The sequence below is a fragment of the Pseudomonas sp. P4_C3 genome, from assembly GCF_056402075.1.
The window spans coordinates 1-17,652 of the sequence record NZ_JBFUIC010000095.1 but is presented as its reverse complement, the minus strand read 5'-3'; the positions used below and the strand labels follow the sequence as shown (position 1 = coordinate 17,652).

Annotated in this window: 19 protein-coding genes; 10 read left to right on the top strand and 9 right to left on the bottom strand. The window is 56.4% G+C overall.

Going from position 1 to position 17,652, the window contains the following annotated elements:
* The coding region (locus AC1DVH_RS16570) for a TetR/AcrR family transcriptional regulator (protein ID WP_477754715.1) at positions 1-438 on the bottom strand (438 nt) is incomplete at its 3' end.
* 334 nt (positions 439-772) lie between these two features.
* Here AC1DVH_RS16570 and AC1DVH_RS16565 point away from each other — a divergent pair.
* From AC1DVH_RS16565 to AC1DVH_RS16535, 7 genes are all read left to right on the top strand, one after another.
* Positions 773-1,015, top strand: coding sequence for a hypothetical protein (locus AC1DVH_RS16565; protein ID WP_218497874.1), 243 nt, complete (start codon positions 773-775; stop codon positions 1,013-1,015).
* Between the two features lie 2 nt (positions 1,016-1,017).
* The gene (locus AC1DVH_RS16560) at positions 1,018-1,473 is read left to right on the top strand and encodes a hypothetical protein (protein ID WP_218497875.1); all 456 of its coding nucleotides are present in this window, start codon (positions 1,018-1,020) and stop codon (positions 1,471-1,473) included.
* 3 nt (positions 1,474-1,476) lie between these two features.
* Positions 1,477-3,153 (top strand): FAD-binding oxidoreductase, encoded by a 1,677-nt coding sequence (locus tag AC1DVH_RS16555; RefSeq protein ID WP_477754714.1) that lies wholly within the window; start codon positions 1,477-1,479, stop codon positions 3,151-3,153.
* Positions 3,150-3,494, top strand: a complete 345-nt coding sequence (locus AC1DVH_RS16550) for a c-type cytochrome (protein WP_477754713.1) — start codon at positions 3,150-3,152, stop codon at positions 3,492-3,494. Before AC1DVH_RS16555 ends, AC1DVH_RS16550 begins: the two co-directional genes overlap by 4 nt.
* The gene (locus AC1DVH_RS16545; RefSeq protein ID WP_477754712.1) at positions 3,491-4,663 is read left to right on the top strand and encodes an MFS transporter; all 1,173 of its coding nucleotides are present in this window, start codon (positions 3,491-3,493) and stop codon (positions 4,661-4,663) included. Before AC1DVH_RS16550 ends, AC1DVH_RS16545 begins: the two co-directional genes overlap by 4 nt.
* 43 nt (positions 4,664-4,706) lie before the next feature.
* Positions 4,707-5,480: an SDR family NAD(P)-dependent oxidoreductase gene (locus tag AC1DVH_RS16540; RefSeq protein WP_477754711.1), complete on the top strand. Its 774-nt coding sequence runs from the start codon at positions 4,707-4,709 to the stop codon at positions 5,478-5,480.
* Between the two features lie 66 nt (positions 5,481-5,546).
* Entirely contained in the window at positions 5,547-6,845 is a 1,299-nt protein-coding gene (locus tag AC1DVH_RS16535) for an oxidoreductase (RefSeq protein ID WP_477754710.1), read from the top strand.
* Positions 6,846-6,967: 122 nt separating this feature from the next.
* Here the strand turns inward: AC1DVH_RS16535 and AC1DVH_RS16530 are convergent, their stop codons facing one another.
* Positions 6,968-7,591, bottom strand: coding sequence for a TetR/AcrR family transcriptional regulator (locus AC1DVH_RS16530; protein ID WP_477754709.1), 624 nt, complete (start codon positions 7,589-7,591; stop codon positions 6,968-6,970).
* A 603-nt stretch (positions 7,592-8,194) separates the two neighbouring features.
* Between AC1DVH_RS16530 and AC1DVH_RS16525 the strand changes: the two genes are divergently transcribed.
* From AC1DVH_RS16525 to hpaR, 3 genes are all read left to right on the top strand, one after another.
* Positions 8,195-9,364: a p-hydroxyphenylacetate 3-hydroxylase oxygenase component gene (locus AC1DVH_RS16525; RefSeq protein WP_056723282.1), complete on the top strand. Its 1,170-nt coding sequence runs from the start codon at positions 8,195-8,197 to the stop codon at positions 9,362-9,364.
* 77 nt (positions 9,365-9,441) lie between these two features.
* Positions 9,442-10,392, top strand: coding sequence for a p-hydroxyphenylacetate 3-hydroxylase reductase component (locus AC1DVH_RS16520; RefSeq protein WP_477754708.1), 951 nt, complete (start codon positions 9,442-9,444; stop codon positions 10,390-10,392).
* Positions 10,393-10,521: 129 nt separating this feature from the next.
* A complete protein-coding gene (gene hpaR, locus AC1DVH_RS16515) occupies positions 10,522-10,944 on the top strand; it encodes a homoprotocatechuate degradation operon regulator HpaR (RefSeq protein WP_477754707.1) in 423 nt (140 codons plus the stop codon).
* Between the two features lie 63 nt (positions 10,945-11,007).
* Here the strand turns inward: hpaR and hpaI are convergent, their stop codons facing one another.
* The 7 genes from hpaI to AC1DVH_RS16480 all read right to left on the bottom strand — a co-directional run bounded on the left by hpaI (position 11,008) and on the right by AC1DVH_RS16480 (position 17,648).
* Complete coding sequence (gene hpaI, locus AC1DVH_RS16510; RefSeq protein ID WP_218497878.1) at positions 11,008-11,808, bottom strand: 4-hydroxy-2-oxoheptanedioate aldolase; 801 nt, start codon at positions 11,806-11,808, stop codon at positions 11,008-11,010.
* Between the two features lie 18 nt (positions 11,809-11,826).
* Positions 11,827-12,630, bottom strand: coding sequence for a 2-oxo-hept-4-ene-1,7-dioate hydratase (gene hpaH / locus AC1DVH_RS16505; protein ID WP_477754706.1), 804 nt, complete (start codon positions 12,628-12,630; stop codon positions 11,827-11,829).
* Between the two features lie 12 nt (positions 12,631-12,642).
* A complete protein-coding gene (locus AC1DVH_RS16500) occupies positions 12,643-13,947 on the bottom strand; it encodes an MFS transporter (protein ID WP_477754705.1) in 1,305 nt (434 codons plus the stop codon).
* 45 nt (positions 13,948-13,992) lie between these two features.
* On the bottom strand, positions 13,993-14,385 hold the full coding sequence (locus tag AC1DVH_RS16495; protein WP_223457532.1) for a 5-carboxymethyl-2-hydroxymuconate Delta-isomerase: 393 nt from the start codon (positions 14,383-14,385) through the stop codon (positions 13,993-13,995).
* A 61-nt stretch (positions 14,386-14,446) separates the two neighbouring features.
* Entirely contained in the window at positions 14,447-15,304 is an 858-nt protein-coding gene (gene hpaD, locus AC1DVH_RS16490; RefSeq protein WP_477754704.1) for a 3,4-dihydroxyphenylacetate 2,3-dioxygenase, read from the bottom strand.
* A 107-nt stretch (positions 15,305-15,411) separates the two neighbouring features.
* Positions 15,412-16,872: a 5-carboxymethyl-2-hydroxymuconate semialdehyde dehydrogenase gene (gene hpaE, locus AC1DVH_RS16485; protein WP_477754703.1), complete on the bottom strand. Its 1,461-nt coding sequence runs from the start codon at positions 16,870-16,872 to the stop codon at positions 15,412-15,414.
* A gap of 5 nt (positions 16,873-16,877) precedes the next feature.
* The gene (locus AC1DVH_RS16480) at positions 16,878-17,648 is read right to left on the bottom strand and encodes a fumarylacetoacetate hydrolase family protein (RefSeq protein WP_477754716.1); all 771 of its coding nucleotides are present in this window, start codon (positions 17,646-17,648) and stop codon (positions 16,878-16,880) included.
* Positions 17,649-17,652: the final 4 nt, after the last annotated feature.

Sequence of the window (17,652 nt, the reverse complement as noted above, 5' to 3'; positions counted from 1 at the left end):
GATCTCGCCGCTGCGTTTCCATTCTTCAAGTGTTTCTTTAACTATCGCGCGTCGCCCATAGTGGAATCTCTCTCGAAAGGCTCGTAATACTGAAGGGTCAGATTGTCCCTCGGCTATGATTTGAGCAAGTATTCGGCCTGGCCAACCAGAAAACTGCTCTACCAGTGTGCGGAAATGAGCAGCGATGGCCTTTTTGGGACCGAGTTCAATTGGCAGTGGGGTCTTGAGAAGATGGTTTTCAATGAATGCGTCAATCACGAGCAATGCTTTAGAGTCCCACCATCTGTAGATCGTTGCTTTGCTGACACCGGCTTCCTTTGCAATTGCCTCAATCGAGATGGCCTGAATAGAGTTCTCGTGTAGCAACTTGATGGTCGAATTCAGTATTTGCAGTCGAGTAGCTTCGCTGCGTGGTCGTCCTAAAGACTTCTCCTGCATAAAGTATTCCTTAATAAATGACTAATTTTAACAGGAGCGTAAAGCTGCATGTGCTCACTCTGCGGCGTGGGCGGCTGCCTGCTGAAATCAAGCTGAGGCGTTTCTGATCGTAGCCAACAGACCACTCAAGAAGCAATGTAAAAAAACGCTTTGGGCTTGGCTTGGCGAGTGTGGAAGGCCCATGAGGGCTGACTCTGTAGGCAGGTGAAGGCTGCCAGCTGACGAAACCGAAAAAAGTAAGCTTGCACAAAACGGTACGGATCGTATATTTTTTGTTTCGCGCATATGAAGCCTGTCACGGGCACAACAACAAGAACGCGCGGAGGAAACAAACATGCATCAGGGTTCGAGCCTGAAAGGCGATGTTGCGACCGTTACCATTGTGGGCCGCATCTGGCACTCGACCAGTGAACAGGTGGCTGAACGCGACAAGCAATTCGCGTCCGCTGATTTCCAAAACTTCCCCGTCAACGCTGCTTCGACGCGCGATACCAACGGCTCGATCCTCGACGCCGATCTCAGTCTCTTAATCGGGGTTCAGAGCTCCGCTACATTCCTCAACATTTTCGGGGAGTGAGCATGTCGATCCCCAATATTTCCAATCTCGGATTTGGGCGGCGCCAGTTTCTCGTGTCCACCGCAAGTGCCGCGACGCTCGCCATGCTGGGGGCGCTACCGGTGCTCGCGAAGCCATCCGGAGAGATCGCTCGAGAACCATTCGACCCCAGTCAGTTTGACGTTCGCTTTGTCGTGACGGACCGCCGATTGCCGCAAAGCCTGGCTTTCGCCATTGAGCATGCCAAAAAAGGCAGTGCGCGGCTTGAAGTCACGAATGGACTCACGAGGCTTTGGCAGGAATCGCTCGTACCGTTTTGGCGTGAGCAAGGTGGCGCTGTCGCCGGACTCACCACGCGCGAGGTTTGGCACTGCCTTGCAGAACAAGCACGCAGCCAGTCGCGCCGTACTGTTGTGCTGCATCAGTACGACGTACCGGCGAGCCAACCCAATCCTTTGGTTTCATGGATCATCGCGTGAATTATGAGAACACCCCCGAATGTTTCCCCCGAAGTTTTTTCCGTCGCGCTACAGGCGTTTGCTGGTGTAGTCGGAAAAGAATGGGTCTTCGTTGAGGACGAGGATCTGTTTCCCTACCGTGATTCTTATTCCCCGCTGCGCGACACGCCCGAGGATCGAAGCGCATCAGCTGYCGTGGCGCCCGGTTCGGTTGAAGAGGTGCAGGCGGTCGTGCGCATTGCCGATAAGCACCGCATACCGCTTTATACGATTTCCACCGGCAAAAACCTCGGCTACGGTGGTTCAGCGCCCAATCATGGCGGCAGTGTTGTGCTGGATCTGAAGCGGATGAACCGCATCATTGAGGTCAACGAAAGCAATGGCTACGCAATCGTGGAGCCCGGCGTCAGCTATTTCGATCTGTATAACTACATCCAGGAACGTGGCCTGAAAGTGTGGTTGGATGTCGCCGACCCCGGCTGGGGCAGTGTGGTTGGCAATGCGCTTGACCATGGAGTAGGTCACACGCTGTCGCGCTTTCGCAACCATTTCGATTCGCACTGCGGAATGGAGGTGGTGCTGGCAAATGGGGAGGTGGTTCGCACAGGAATGGGAGCGCTTCCCGGTTCCCAGACGTGGGGGCAATTCAAGATGGGCATGGGGCCGATCCTGGATGGCATTTTTTCCCAGTCCAATTTCGGCGTTGTCACCAAGATGGGCATTTGGTTGATGCCGGCACCAGAAGCCTTCATGCATGGCATGGTGATGGCCGCGCGTTATGACGACCTGCACGCGGTAGTGGAATTGCTCAAGTACGTCGAGAACACTGGGTTAGCCCCTGGTGCTCCGGAAATGGGTAGCCCGCTGCTGGGTGTCAGCAATTACACGAAACACCTTGTCGACGCATTTTATGATGGCCCGCCGCAGTTGCAGAAACCGCATGCCGAGCTGGTTGCGAAAGCCAGCGTTGGCTTTTCGGCAGAGTTGCAGAAGTATGGACAGGACAACAACATTCCTTACTGGGTGCTTAACCTGAAGTTCTACGGACCACCGAAGGTGATCCAGGCCCAGTGGGAGGCGGTACAGGAGCTGGCCGCAAAGTCGATCAAGGGAGTGCGCTTTCAGGCTGGCCAGATTCAGACCGATCCGCGCAAGGCTTCCGCTGAGTGGACGGTTTACCCACAGGATGTGGGTGTACCAAACATGGACTTCTTCGGTATGGGCACGCGTGCCGGAGGCAACCCGCACCCAATGCGCGGCCATATGTGGTTCTCTCCAGTCATTCCACAGACTGCGCAAGGCATCCTCGAAGCCAACCGTGTCWTCGAAGAAGCGCACCGCACCATGCCTGCGCTGCAGAATGTGCCGATCTGGAACCTCAGGCCTTTTGCGTTGCCTGCGCCGTTTTTCGAGCGCGCTTTCCTTTTCATCGTGGGCTTCCCGATTACCGATGATACGGCGATGAACAAAGCCTCCATCAAGGCGTATCGGACGCTGCTCGATATTGGCGCACAGCATGGCTGGGGCGAATATCGTTGCCACCCGGAATTCCAGGACCAGGCCATGGGCCTGTATTCGTACAACAACAACAGCCTGCTGCACTTGAACGAGGTCATCAAGGACGCCATCGATCCTAACGGAACTCTTTCGCCGGGCCGCTACGGCATCTGGCCCAAGCATTTGAGGAAGGGCACCAAATGAAAACGAACAGTTTCATCGTGCTGATGATGCTGGCAGGTCTGGCAGTCGCCTCCGAACCGGCCAGGGACGTCGAACCGGGTCAGCGTGGCAAGCAGGTTTTCGATCAGTGGTGTGCGATCTGTCACGTCGCAGCTTCACGCATGCCTGGCACAGCTTCGCTGGCGGCCAAGTATGGCGGCAGCTTACCGGCTGCATTGGAAGAGCGCACTGACATGCCCCCGGCCTTCATCAAGTATTTCGTTCGCAACGGCGTACTGATCATGCCGGCATTTCGTAAAACCGAAATAACCGACGCCGACCTTGAATTGCTTGTCGGCTACCTAAAGGCTAAAGACCAATGAGCTCACATTCTGTTTCTGACTCTCTGACGAAGGCTGCTGGCAACCGGAAGGAAGCCCGCTACGGTACCGCGGCGCTCGTCATCGGGCATTGCGCTGGCCTGATGGATATCACCACTTTGCCGATCTGGGTTGGAATCGTCCTGATCGGGCAACTGGCACTTGATCCGCAGCGTGCCGGGTTCCTTCTGACTCTGTTCCTCGGGTCGGTCGTGCTCAGCAGCCTGTGTATTGCACCAAAACTATCCCGACTCAACCGCAAGCGCATAACGTCGGCGGCTTATGCCGTGGCGGGTATGGCCTTCGCCAGCATGCCAAGCGTAAGTGGTAGCTATACCCTTTTGGCTTCGGCGCATGTCGTGGCAGGTCTGGCGGTCGGCTGCGGCCTGTCGATCGTTCACGGGACGATGGGTGGCACTGCCAATCCGCACCGCACAGCGGCAATGGCATTTAGCTCGCTGAGCCTACTGTCCATCCTGGTGATGGCGACGCTGCCTCCGCTAGTGGGCAAGAACGGCCCGAACATATTCTTCTACACAATGTCGGGCATCATGTTTACTGCCGCACTCGCCGCACTGCTGGCTTTTCCGAAGGCCGCCCGTGCGATCCAGCACGATCGATCCAAGCTCGCCAAGTTGCCTGCGCGAGTATGGTTCGGCATCGCTGGCGTGAGTCTATTGATGGTGAGCCATTCGATGGTCTTCGGATTCATCGAGCGTGTAGGAGGCTGGCACGGATTCAGCGCGGCGCAGATCACCACGGTGCTTGTCATCAGTGGCTTCGTGAATCTCGTACCTGTCGCCCTTTCCAGTCTCCTTGAACGCCGCTTGCCGGCCTCGGGCGTAGTCATGGCGGGACCTCTGATACAAGCCACTGCAGCAGTTGCTGTGACCCAGTTCAGTGGTTACGGGGTTTACATCGTAGYGACCTCAGTTCTCATCGCCGTCGTCACATTCACCCATGTGTTCGCATTCGGGGTACTTGCGCGACTGGATCCGTCCGGTCGCGTGGTCGCAGCCACTCCGGTGATGGTCATGGCGGGTTCGGCTACTGGCCCACTCCTGGGGGGCGTGCTCGCCCTGCATGTTGGCTATGGCAGCTTGGGCTGGGCGGCATTGGCGTTGGGGCTTTTGTCCGCCCTCTGCTTTCGTCTAGGTACCCGTAAGGCGTGATGTAAAACAACAAAAATATGAAGTCCCTTACGAGAGGATTGGTATGAGCAAGCGATTGCAGGACAAGGTGGTTTTACTGACCGGCATTGGCAGTGGGATGGGGCGCGAGACAGCTCGCCTGTTCGCCAGCGAAGGTGCGATCGTCGTCGGCTGCGACATCAATCCGCAGACGGCCGCAGAAACCGCGAAATTGGTAGAAAGCGATGGTCATTCCATCGACGTGGTCGCTCCTGTTGACCTCAGCGACCGCGACGATGTAGCGCGTTGGATCGATGGTGCTGCCGCTTGGTATGGCCGCATTGACGCGCTCTACAATAATGCCAGTCTGCCGCGTTTTGCGCCTTTTGCGGTGCAGAGCGACGCCGATTATGTCTTCACTATCCAGAATGAACTCGATCTTGTCTGGCGCGCTTGCCAGCTTGCCTGGCCGTATCTGGTGAAGTCCAAAGGTGCCATCGTCAACATCGGCTCCGGTGCTGGCATGCAGGGAGCGAGAGCGCTGCCGCAGGCTGCACATGCCGCGGCGAAAGGTGCGGTCCTTGCCCTGACGCGCCAACTGGCCGCAGAAGGCATCGCTGTTGGTGTACGGGTTAACTCGGTCAGCCCTGGTGTAATGAACACCCCGCCGGTTCAGGCGATGTATCGGGAGTTTGGCGACAAGGCACCCGTGGCCCCGATCGTGGAGCGCACCCTGACGGGTAAGCCGGGCGAGCCGATCGCTGTCGCTTGGGCAGGCCTTTACCTGACCTCTGATGAGTCTAAATGGGTCACCGGGATCAATATTCCCGTGGACGGTGGCGCCAACTCAATCATGTAAGTCGATTCGGATTCAGTTGATTGAACCCGGCAAGCCGACCCTATACAGGCAAGAGTAGTTTTGACCATGACCAACATTTCGATGAATACAAGCAATGCAGCCAAGGTGCTGGCAAGCCCGCTGCAGATCAATGGATTGCAGATTAAAAACCGCATTATCCTTGGGCCGATGGCGGTACTTCGCCCGACCGAGGACGGCCGCCCAAGTGAGCAGACCATCGCGTTCCTCAAGCGTCGTGCGCAGGGCGGGGTGGGCCTGGTCATCGTTGGTGGATCGGTATGCAGCGAACGAGCCTGGAATGAGTCGCCGTTTTCGCCAAACCTTCGCTTTGACAAAGACGCATTCGTCGATGACCTCAAGCGTGTGTCCGATGCTGTACATGAATGTGGTGCGGCAGTGTTCGCGCAGCTGTTTCCGAGCTTCGGCCGCATGGGCGTGCCGCGCAACGGTCAGTGGATTTTGGCGGCCAGCCCGAAGCCGGTGAACCTGGGGGCTGGCGGCTTGCCCAACCATCTCCATATCCCCGGTGGCCGAATAACACCAGTGCCACACGAGGCCAGCATCCAGGAGATCAAGGACATCGAGGCGAGCGTCGTCGCCGGTGCACGCCGGGCCAAGGCTAGTGGTTTCGATGGCGTCGAGATTGGCGCACACATGTGCTACTTCTACTCGTCCTTTTTGTCCCCGTTGGCCAATCAACGCAGCGATGAATACGGTGGTTCGGTTGCGAATCGCGCTAGAGCCTTGCGCGATGTGGTTGCAGCAGTGCGCGCCGAAGTCGGCCCGGATTATCCGGTGGGGGTGCGTATGAGTGTGAATGACCATATGCCCGACGGCCAGGGGCCGGAGGGTTACGCTGAGGTCGCAGCGCACATCGCCGAGGTCGGCCTGGACTTCATCTCCCTAAGCGAGGGCAACTACGAGTCGATGCGTGACAATGTGCCGAGTACTTCCGGCAACATGCTGAACCACGGGGAGCCGCAGGCCTTCCGCAAGGCACTAGGTAGCGGGGTGCTCCTGTTCCTTTCCAGTACTCCAGATCCCCGGCAAGCGGCGGCGGCTATTTGGGACGGCGATGTCGATGCAAGCATGCTGGCACGGCAGATGCTGGCCGACCCTGATTATGCGGTGAAGGTAATCGAAGGTCGTGAGGCTGAGATCGTGTGGTGCGACCATGCCAATTCCTGTTTACGCAGGCTGATACTCAACGCGCCGGTTGCCTGTCATAAAAACCCGGAGATGGGACGCGAGGATCCGAAGGCCAAACGTTCCACTCCGGTTCAGAACCTGGGCGTCTGGGTAGCCGGTAACAATGTGCTGATGGGCGTTGCCGATAAGCTCGTCCGCGCTACGCAAAAGAAATGACCCAATTGGGGCGAGTACTTCGATCAGTCTTATAGCGAGATGAGCGGGGTGTTCGTTTCCAATGGCTCGACGTCGGTATCCGATCAACTCAACGCCTGCGCACTGAACTTGATTAATAACGACTAGGCCTCGGGGTCAGTGCTCTTGACACCCAGTAAGTGGTACACAAAGTTTATATGCGACTCGGCAAACGCTTGGTTAAGTGGGGCGTGTCCAATCATGAGTCGCATGTAAACGGCCCCGTAAATCAAATCCATCAGTATCTCGATATCCGTATCGGGAGATATCTCGCCGCTCACCCTCCATTCCTCTAGCGTTTCTCGAATTATCGCGCGCCTTCCATAATGAAACCGCTCTCGAAAATCTCTCAAAGTAGAGGGATCTGACTGACCTTCCGCGAGTATTTGTGCGACCAGTCGACCGGCCCAACCAGAGTATTGGTCTACGAGGGAGCGGAAGTGCTGAGCAATTGCCTCTCTCGGACCCAGTTCTCGTGGCAAGGCTGTTTTCAACATTTGGTTCTCTATGAACGCGTCGATAACGACTAACGCTTTGGAGTCCCACCACCGGTATATGGTTGATTTACTAACGCCAGCTTCTCGTGCTATCGCCTCGATTGAGATGGCTTGAATGGATTTTTCCTGCAGCAGCCTGATGGTGGCATCCAGGATCTGACGGCGTGTAGCTTCGCTTCGTGGGCGACCCACTATCGATTTGTTGGTCGATACAGGTTTGTTAGTCGACATTTTCAAGATCCCTTACCCAGGTGCATTTGTTTCTAAAAAACAAAAGCCCAGGATGGCTCTCGTCAAGGAAATAATTAGTATACGCAGTGTTTAGTATATTGCCTGTGCGTGAAAAATTCTACCTTGACTGTGCTCAATCCAGCAGGAAAATGTTCGCTCGAAATAAGCTTGTTTTGTTGTTTTTAGCGCGGTATAGGGTGCTCAAGCAGAAGGCTTTGTTGCAGTGAAAATTGCTTCGCTTGGTCGACGCTCTACAAGTCATTGCGTTTCGTTTGTATGAGGCTTTTCGCTCGGATCTGTTGTCGGTAAGTCGGCGGCGCGGGGGGCAAGTCAGGAGGGAAGGGCAGCGGCCATCTTTAAACAGTCAGCGATGAACATCACTTTCAGGTCCATTCTTCTTCGCGTTTTGTTCGTTGCTTAAAGACTCTATGAAAAGTGCAATCTTCTATTTGTAACGTGCATTTTTCGTAGTGCCCCAGCACCTCATACTGAACGGGTGCTGACGCGCTTACCCGCTTGCCATCTAGCGTACGGTGCCTTCTGGCGCTGTTCGCAAGCGTCTGCCAAGCGGAGCGCCACTATCCAATAATAAAGAGACCGCCCATGAAAACTCCAAACCCGCTGCTGGAAGACCTGAAAGGTGTTCTGCCTACTATCGCGGCTAATGCCTTCGAGGCCGAACGCGCGCGTTGTGTTCCCGCCGAGAATATCGCTTTGCTCAAAGGCATTGGTATGCACCATGCGTTGCAGCCGAAAAAGTACGGCGGCATGGAGATCTCTCTGCCTCAGTTTGCCGACTGCATCGCATTGTTGGCCGGTTCCTGTGCCAGCACGGCCTGGGCCATGAGCCTTCTATGTACTCACAGTCATCAAATCGCAATGTTTTCCAGCAAGCTGCAGGATGAGATGTGGGGAAATGACCCCGATGCTACTGCCAGTAGCAGCATCGCGCCTTTTGGTCGCACCGAGGAGGTGGAGGGAGGCGTCACTTTCAGTGGTGAGATGGGATGGAGTTCAGGCTGTGATCATGCCGAATGGGCCATCATGGGGTTCTTTCGCGAGAATGCCGAAGGCACTCGGGATTATTGTTTCGCGGTGCTGCCAAGCAGTGACTACGAAATTCGTGATGACTGGTTTGCCGTTGGTATGCGTGGCAGCGGTAGCAAAACCCTGATCGTCAAGAATGCTTTCGTGCCCGAGCACCGAATCCAGAAAGCCAAGGACATGATCGAAGGCAAGTCGGCGGGCTTTGGTTTGTATCCGGACAGCAAGATTTTCTTCGCCCCTTATCGACCTTATTTCGCCAGCGGTTTTTCGACTGTCAGCCTGGGTATTGCCGAGCGCATGCTGGATGTCTTCCGCGAGAAAACCCGCAACCGCGTCCGTGCCTACACCGGTGCCGCTGTCGGCGCAGCCACCCCGGCATTGATGCGCCTGGCCGAATCCACGCATCAAGTTGCGGCTGCCCGAGCGTTGCTGGAAAAAAGCTGGGAGGAGATTGCCGAATACAGCGAGCGCCACGAGTACCCTAGCCGCACCACGCTCACGTTCTGGCGTACCAATCAAGGTTATGCCACGAAAATGTGTATCCAGGCTGTGGACCGTCTGATGGAAGCGGCCGGCGGCGGCGCCTGGTTTGAAACCAACGAGTTGCAACGCCTTTTCCGCGACGCACATCTTACGGGGGCGCACGCCTATACCGACTATGACGTTTGTGCACAGATACTTGGCCGCGAACTGATGGGTCTTGAGCCCGATCCCTCAATGGCCTAAGGCCGTTCGCCGTCAAGCCACAAGCCCCTCATAAAAATAATCAGAGCGCGCCCAGGGGGCGTGCTCGGGAGTCTTGCATGTCCGATATTAATGAAATTGCAGCTTCTTCTGCCTTCGATTCGCGTGCATTTCGCCGCGCCTTAGGTAACTTCGCCACCGGTGTGACAGTGGTGACAGCCGCCGATCACGATGGCCGAAAAGTGGGGGTGACGGCCAATAGCTTCAACTCGGTGTCGCTCGATCCGCCGTTGATTCTCTGGAGTATCGATAAGCGATCAACCAGCCATGATGTATTTGCTGCCGCTACCCACTTTGCCGTGAATGTACTTGCTGCAGATCAAATTGATTTGTCGAACAATTTCGCTCGTCCGAAAGACGATCGTTTTGCTGGCATCGAATACGAGTCAGGTCACGGAGGGGCGCCCATTCTTGCTGATTGCTCAGCGCGTTTTCAGTGCGAAAAATATCAGCAGGTGGACGGTGGTGATCATTGGATCATGATCGGTAGGGTAATGGCTTTCGATGATTTTGGTCGTTCGCCGTTGCTGTACCACCAGGGCGCATACTCCATGGTGTTGCCCCACACGCGCATGACAAAAAGTGCTGAAGGTCAGCCGCCGAGCAGCCACTTCCAAGGAAGGCTGAGCCACAATTTGTACTACCTCATGACCCAAGCATTGCGCGCGTATCAAGCAAGCTATCAGCCGCGGCAATTGTCGACAGGTTTGCGGACAAGTGAGGCGCGTATGTTGATGGTGCTGGAGAACGATGCAGGGTTGAGCCTCACGGATCTGCAACGGGAGGTGGCGATGCCCGAGCGGGAAATCGAAGAGGCCGTCGCCAATCTCACTCGTAAGGGGCTGGTCTGTGAAGAAGATAAGCGCTTGCGTCTGACCGTTAAAGGTATCGATGAAACAGAAGGATTATGGACAATAGCCCGAGAACAGCAGGAAAAAGTCTTCAGTCAATTCAGCGACGACCAATTGGAAACCTTCAAGACTGTGTTGAAAGCGGTTATCAGGCTCTGACGTGCTCTGGTTAGCGACCAAATGGACGGCGCCTAAATGCGCCGTTTTTTTATGGACGCTAGAAACGTCATCGCTATTTCGGCGTGATAAGATTATTAACATGCTAACTGATTTTTGAGCCGTTTCTAAATGCCCAAGCACCGACAGTCTTTGACACTCAACCTGCTCCAGGCCCGTGAAGTGGCCATGAGCTTTTTCCGGCCTTCTCTGAAGGATATAGGCCTCACTGAGCAACAATGGCGGGTAGTGCGGATTCTCAGCCAGCAGGGCGAACTGGAGATCAATCGCTTGGCGGACTTGGCATGTATTCTCAAGCCCAGCATGACTGGCGTACTGGCGCGGATGGAGACCGCAGAGTTGGTCGAACGACGGCGCTCAGAACACGACCAGCGCCGAGTGCTGGTGAAACTGACCGCTGCCGGAGACCGTTGCTTTGAAAGTATGAGTGGGCGCATGGAAGAGAACTATGAGCGCTTGCAGGAGCGCTTCGGCGCGGAGAAGTTGCAGACGTTGTTGGTGTTACTCAATGAATTGAAGACACTGAAGCGTTGAGGCGGAATGGTCACCGCTGGCATTGATGTCTGCCAGCGGTGAGCATTTGCAATTGACCTGAAATCAGTAAACACCGCCGGTACTGATCGTGGCCGGGGTATTTCTGAACTTGCTTGTCAGTGCTTGCAGGCCTTGCATCAGTACAGAGGTGTCGACGCCGACCGCTACGAATGCCGCGCCGAGCTCGATGTAGCGTCTGGCCAATCTTTCGTCGGCGCTGAGAATGCCGGGCGCTTTGCCGGCATCGCGGATTCGTATGATGGTGTCTTCAATTACTGCTTGAACTTCGGGATGGCCCGGGTTACCGCGATGGCCCATCGCAGCGCTGAGGTCGGCAGGGCCGATAAACACCCCGTCAACGCCTTCGACGTTGACGATGGCATCCAGATTCTCCAGGCCTTTCAGGCTTTCAATCTGCACCAGCAGGCATATTTGCTCGTCAGCCTTGTCCAGGTAGCCGGGCACGCTGTTCCAGCGCGACGCCCGCGCCAACGCGCTGCCTACACCGCGCACGCCACTGGGCGGATAGTGCACGGCACGCACCAGCTCTCGCGCTTGTTCGGCGCTTTCGACCATCGGCACCAGTAAAGTCTGTGTGCCGATGTCCAAAATCTGTTTGATCAACGTTGTGTCGCCAGCGACAGGGCGGATCACTGGATGACTAGTGTAGGGCGCTATCGCCTGCAATTGGCCAAGCATGCTGCGTATATCATTGGGCGCATGCTCGCCGTCGATCAATAGCCAATCAAAGTCGGCATTGGCTGCCAGCTCTGCGCAGTAAGGGTTGGCCAGACCGAGCCAAAGGCCGATTTGAGCCTTGCCACTTTTCAGGCGTTGTTTGAATGTGTTGATGGGCATATCCATGAATCAGTCCTCCAGGAGTCAGACGAAGCGGCAGGAGATGGAGCCCAGCATGTCGTAGTCGACATGGAAGGTATCGCCTGGACTGGCGGCCACTGGACGGGTAAACGACCCTCCCAGAATGATTTGCCCCGGTTGTAACGTGACGTCGTAGGGGGCGAGCTTGTTGGCCAGCCAGGCGACACCTTTCGCGGGATGATTGAGCACCGCGGCAGAAACCCCTGATTCCTCGATCACGCCATTGCGGTACAAAACGGCTGGCACCTTACGCAGGTCGACTTCATGAGGGCGCACAGCACGGCCACCCATGACCACTCCCGCGTTCGCCGCATTGTCGGAAATGGTGTCGAAGACCTTGCGCGTGGCTTTGGTCTCGGGATCGATCTGCTGAATACGCGCGTCAATGATTTCCAGGGCAGGGATCACCCATTCAGTAGCATCCAGTACATCGAAAATGGTCACGTTCGGGCCTTTGAGCGGCTTGCCGAGGATGAATGCCAGCTCCACTTCAACGCGCGGCACGATAAAACGGTTGAAGGGGATATCGGTGCCTTCGTCGAACAGCATGTCGTCAAGCAACGCCCCGTAATCCGGTTCTGTAATGTTTGATGAAACCTGCATGGCCCGAGAGGTCAGGCCAATCTTGTGCCCCACCAGCTTGCGTCCGTTCTTTATTTTCTGCGCCACCCAGGCTCGCTGAATGGCATAGGCATCTTCGATGGTGATCTGTGGATGCGCGATGGAGAACTGCCCGACTTGCTCACGAGAGCGTTCGGCGTTGTCCAGTTGAGCAGCGGCTTGCTGGATAAATTCTTGATCGAGCATGACGTGGATCTCTTAATGAGGATTGACGATGGCGGCAGGCGTGCGCAGCACCAGGAAGGCGCCTGCGACGATCAAGGTCGCGAGGACGTAGAGGGCAAGGCTGGCGCTGTGGGTGGTGTCACGCATCCAGCCAATCAGATTGGGTGTCAGAAACGAGGCAATACTTCCCAGAGAGCTGATCAAGGCGATGCCCGCCGCCTGGGTGCTGTTTGACAGGAATGCGGGAGGCAGCTGCCAAAACATCGGTAGTGCGGCGCTCGCGCCCATACCGGCAATCACCAATCCGCCGATTACCATGAAGGGATCGTCAGGCAAAAGTCCGGCTACGGCGATACCGAGGGCTGACATGAGCAATGGCACACTCAAGTGCCACCGGCGTTCGCGGCGCCGATCCGATGAGCGTCCGCAGGCGATCATGAAACCGCAGCCTGCCAGATAGGGCAGAGCACTGAGCAGGCCGACCTTGCCATCGCTGCCAATCCCGGAGCTGTGAATCAGTGTAGGCATCCAGAAAGCTAGCGTGTTGACCGCCAACATGACCGCGCAATAGATGCCCACCAGCAGCCAGACCTGAGGATCTCGCAGTATTCCGCCAAACGAGATGATGGATTTGCGTTGCTCTTCGCTAGCCAGTTGGTTGCGCAGTTGGTCTTTCTGCTCGTTGCTCAGCCAGCTGACTGACTCGAAGTTGTCAGGCAACACCTTGAGTACCAGCAAGCCGAGAAGCACGACTGGCGCGCCTTCAATCAGGAACATCCACTGCCACCCACGCAGGCCCCCAACATCATGAAAGCCTTGCAGGATACCGCCCGATAGAGGGCCACCGACGACCCCGGCCAGCGGCACGGCAATGGCAAACAACGCGGTTACTTGTGCGCGCCTGCTGGCTGGATACCAGCGGTTCAGGTACACCAAAATGCCTGGGAAAAATCCGGCCTCGGCGACRCCGAGCAAGAAGCGCAACGCGTAGAAACCCTCAGCGTTTTTGATCAACAGCATGCTGGTCGACAGGGTCCCCCAGACGACCATCAACAAAGCGATCCAGCGTCGTGGCCCGATGCGATCCAGAGCGATGTTGCTGGGTACACCGAACATCGCGTAGGCAATAAAGAACAGGCCCGCACCAAAGCCGTAGACGGTATCGCTGAACTGCAGGTCGGCGCCCATCTGCATCTTGGCGAAACCAATGTTGATCCGATCAAGATGAGCAAACAGGTAACACACCAGCAGCAGTGGCATCAGCCGCCAAGTCACTGTGCGGTGGGTGGACATTGAGGCATCGCTCAAAGGCTGTGTAGCGGAAGTGGCTATGCTCATGATTTTGTACTTTTTGTGAGAGTGGCCGTTGGGGGGGAGGGCTTGCTAATTCGCCTGCTGCTTGAGGAAGGCATGCACGTTGTTGAGCTTGAAGTTCAGCTCGGGGTGCAGCTCGATCATTTCAAACGACAGCGCCAGCAGACGTTCCGCCTGCAGCGGAGCAAAGTGCGCGGTAATGACTTCGAACAGCTTTTCAGCGACCTGTTGGCGCGTCGCCAGGTCGCGGCCATGGCCAACCTTCAGCGTCATGTGGACGAAGGCGTAATCGTGTTTACCGTCGGCCATGCGCCACGTATCCAGTCGAACGCCTCGGCTTCGGATACCCCCCAGCGGAAATACACCGCTGCCCCCCAGTGTCGCGTGGACTTTTTCAAAAAGGCCCGGCAAGTCGGCCTGTAGCTCGATGTTGTCGGTGTATTCAGCAATAAAATGCGGCATGTGCCCTCCTGGTAGGCAGTTGCGCTGAACGGCGGGCGCGTCCCTGCCGCTTGAGCGAAATTCAGAGCGGGAAAATGGCGTTGATCTGGCCGGTTCCGGAGCTGCCAAAGGGCTCTGTGAGGACTTCGACCGGCTTGTTGTAGTCCGGTCCGCCCAGCAGACCCAAGAGCATTGCGGTGTCGTGCATCTTGCCCTCGCCGAAGCAGTGTTYGGCGTAATCAGGAAGCATCGCGCAGAACTCTTTGAATCGACCTTCACGCCACAGCTTGACCACGTGCATGTCGACCTGTTTGTCGAATTCGCGCGTCCAGTTGTGGATATTGGCTTCCGCTTCGCGATCGTCAGAGAAACGGTGTGACAGAGAACCGGAGGCCAGCACCAGGACTTTGCGGTCGCTCTTCTCGATTGCGCGGCGTACGGCGGCGCCGAAAGTGAAGCTGTCTTCCAGACGATGCCAGGCACACCAGGCCGCGATGGAAATCACCTTGAGTTTTTCGGCTGCAGGTACATCCATGTGCATGTAGCGCATGGGCACCAGGGTGCCGTATTCCAGTTCCAGGCTCGGGATGTTATGCGACAGCGTGCGCACCCCGGCCGCGTTGGCTTCCTCTGCGATCAGTTGTCCAAGTTCCGGGCAGCCTGGGTAGTGGTAAACCATGTCCTTGATGAAATGCGGTAGTTCATTGCTTGTGTAAACACCACTGAAATGCTCACCGTTGTTCACGTGGTAGCCGCTGTTCACCAGCCAGTGCACGTCGAACACGACGGCGGTGTCGGCACCTAACTCACGCGCGCGACGACCTATTTCCTTATGCCCTGCAATAGCTGCAGCACGGCAGCCGTGGTGTTTGCCCGGCAGTTCGGACAAGTACATCGACGGTACATGGCAAACTTTTGCTGCCAGGACGACTTCGCCCATGATGATTCTCCTGAAATTATTCTTGTCGATTCAATTCAGCGGCCAGTGAGAACCGCGATGAGCTGATGCGCGCCTCATCGCAGCCTTCAGCAGCGGCTATCGGCTGCTCACAATCCCCAGCGAGGGATGTGATGATTGCCCATGGAAATGCAGACGTTCTTGATTTCGGCGAAAACTTCGAAGCTGTATTGGCCACCTTCGCGCCCGGTACCGGAACCTTTCACGCCACCGAACGGCTGACGTAGATCACGCACGTTCTGGCTGTTGATGAATACCATGCCGGCTTCGATGCCGTAGGCCAGACGATGCGCCTTGCCGATGTCCTGGGTCCAGATGTAGGACGCCAGGCCGTATTCGGTGTCGTTAGCCAGTTGCAGGGCCTCGGCTTCATCCTTGAACGGAATCAGGCACACTACCGGACCGAAGATTTCTTCCTGGGCAATGCGCATTTTATTGTTCACGTCGGCGAACACCGTCGGCTGGATGAACTGACCTTTGCTCAAGTGGGCTGGCAGGTTGGCCGGACGTTCCAGGCCGCCTGCGAGGAGGGTGGCGCCTTCTTCGATGCCGATCTTGATGTAGCCGGTGACCTTGTCGTAGTGGGCCTGGGTGATCATCGAGCCGACCTGGGTTTTCGGGTCTTGTGGATCACCGACGATCAAGCGTTTGGCACGTGCCGCGAACTCAGCCACGAACTGCGGGTAAACACTTTCCTGAATGAAGATACGGCTACCGGCGGTGCAGCGCTCGCCATTGAGCGAGAAGATGGTGAACAACGCCGCGTCGAGGGCACGCTCCAGGTCGGCATCTTCAAAGATCAACACGGGGGACTTGCCGCCCAGTTCCATGGAATACTTTTTCAGGCCGGCGGTTTGCATGATTTTTTTGCCGGTGGCAGTGCCGCCGGTGAAGGAGATCGCTCGTACGTCCGGGTGCCTGACCAGCGCGTCACCGGCAGTAGCACCATAGCCCTGGATGACGTTGAGCACACCGTTCGGAATGCCGGCTTCGACGGCCAGGCGACCCAGTTCGTTGGCCGTCAGCGGCGACAGCTCGGACATTTTAAGCACGGCAGTGTTGCCCAGTGCCAGGCACGGTGCTGTCTTCCATGTTGCCGTCATGAACGGCACGTTCCAGGGTGACACCAGGCCGCAAACGCCCACCGGCTGGTACAAGGTGTAGTTGAGCATCTGGTCGTCGACCGGGTAACTGTGGCCGTCCATGCGGGTGCAGACTTCGGCGAAAAAATCGAAGTTGTGCGAAGCGCGCGGAATCAACACGTTTTTGGTCTGATGGATCGGCAGGCCCGTGTCCAGGGTTTCCAGCTCGGCCAGGTGTGGAACATTTTGCTCAATTAGTTCGCCAAGTTTGCGCATGAGTCGTGCGCGCTCTTTGGCCGGTGTATTGGCCCATTTAGGAAAGGCTTCCTTGGCTGYCGCCACCGCCTGTGCAACTTCTTCGGCACCGCCGCTGGCCACTTCACCAATCGCTTCGCCGGTGGCTGGATTGTAGTTGGTGAAGGTATCTTTGCTTTCGACCTCACGGCCATTGATCCAATGTTTGATCATATTGCTCAAGCCTCTTTACGGGCGGAGAAAAAATCCGCTTCGCTGACAATTCGATTAACGAGGCGACCAACGCCTTCGACTTCCACGATCACTTCATCGCCTGGAACTACGTCTGCAAGGCCTTCCGGCGTACCGGTGGCGATCATGTCGCCTGGCTGCAGGGTCATGAAACTGGACAGGTATTCGATCAGGTAAGGAATGTCGAAGATCATGTCTTTGGTCGAGCCTTCCTGGCGAAGCTCACCATTGATCCAGGTGCGCAGTTTCAGATTGCCCGGATCGGGGACATCTGCAACATCGACAATCCAGGGACCCACCGGGGTCGTGGCGTCACGGTTTTTTACCCGCAAATTAGGGCGGTAGTAGTTTTCCAGGYAATCGCGGATCGCGTAGTCGTTGCATACGGTGTAACCCGCCAGATAGCTCAGCGCATCTTCACGCTTGACGTTGCGCGCAGGCTTGCCGATGACCGCAACCAGTTCGCACTCATAGTGCATGTAGGCAACGTTGTCAGGTCTCCAGGTGATCTGATTGTGGCCGGTATAGGTGCCCGTTGATTTAACGAACACCAAAGGTTCGGTTGGCGGCGCGAAGGCGAGTTCGGCAGCGTGATCGGCATAGTTCAGGCCGAGGGCAAACATGTTGCCATGGGCCGGCGGCAGCCACTCGACCTGGTCTTCACTGAGGGAGCGGCCATCGCTCAGATGCACGATGTTGTCTGCATCAACCGTGACGGAATGTATTTGGCTTTCGAATCGGATACGAGCGTGTTTCATACGG

Coding starts and splice junctions, on each gene's coding strand:
- AC1DVH_RS16565 (WP_218497874.1), top strand. CDS start 773: ATGCATCAGGGTTCGAGCCTGAAAGGCGATGTTGCGACCGTTACCATT.
- AC1DVH_RS16560 (WP_218497875.1), top strand. CDS start 1,018: ATGTCGATCCCCAATATTTCCAATCTCGGATTTGGGCGGCGCCAGTTT.
- AC1DVH_RS16550 (WP_477754713.1), top strand. CDS start 3,150: ATGAAAACGAACAGTTTCATCGTGCTGATGATGCTGGCAGGTCTGGCA.
- AC1DVH_RS16540 (WP_477754711.1), top strand. CDS start 4,707: ATGAGCAAGCGATTGCAGGACAAGGTGGTTTTACTGACCGGCATTGGC.
- AC1DVH_RS16535 (WP_477754710.1), top strand. CDS start 5,547: ATGACCAACATTTCGATGAATACAAGCAATGCAGCCAAGGTGCTGGCA.
- AC1DVH_RS16530 (WP_477754709.1), bottom strand. CDS start 7,591: ATGTCGACTAACAAACCTGTATCGACCAACAAATCGATAGTGGGTCGC.
- AC1DVH_RS16525 (WP_056723282.1), top strand. CDS start 8,195: ATGAAAACTCCAAACCCGCTGCTGGAAGACCTGAAAGGTGTTCTGCCT.
- AC1DVH_RS16520 (WP_477754708.1), top strand. CDS start 9,442: ATGTCCGATATTAATGAAATTGCAGCTTCTTCTGCCTTCGATTCGCGT.
- hpaR (WP_477754707.1), top strand. CDS start 10,522: ATGCCCAAGCACCGACAGTCTTTGACACTCAACCTGCTCCAGGCCCGT.
- hpaI (WP_218497878.1), bottom strand. CDS start 11,808: ATGGATATGCCCATCAACACATTCAAACAACGCCTGAAAAGTGGCAAG.
- hpaH (WP_477754706.1), bottom strand. CDS start 12,630: ATGCTCGATCAAGAATTTATCCAGCAAGCCGCTGCTCAACTGGACAAC.
- AC1DVH_RS16495 (WP_223457532.1), bottom strand. CDS start 14,385: ATGCCGCATTTTATTGCTGAATACACCGACAACATCGAGCTACAGGCC.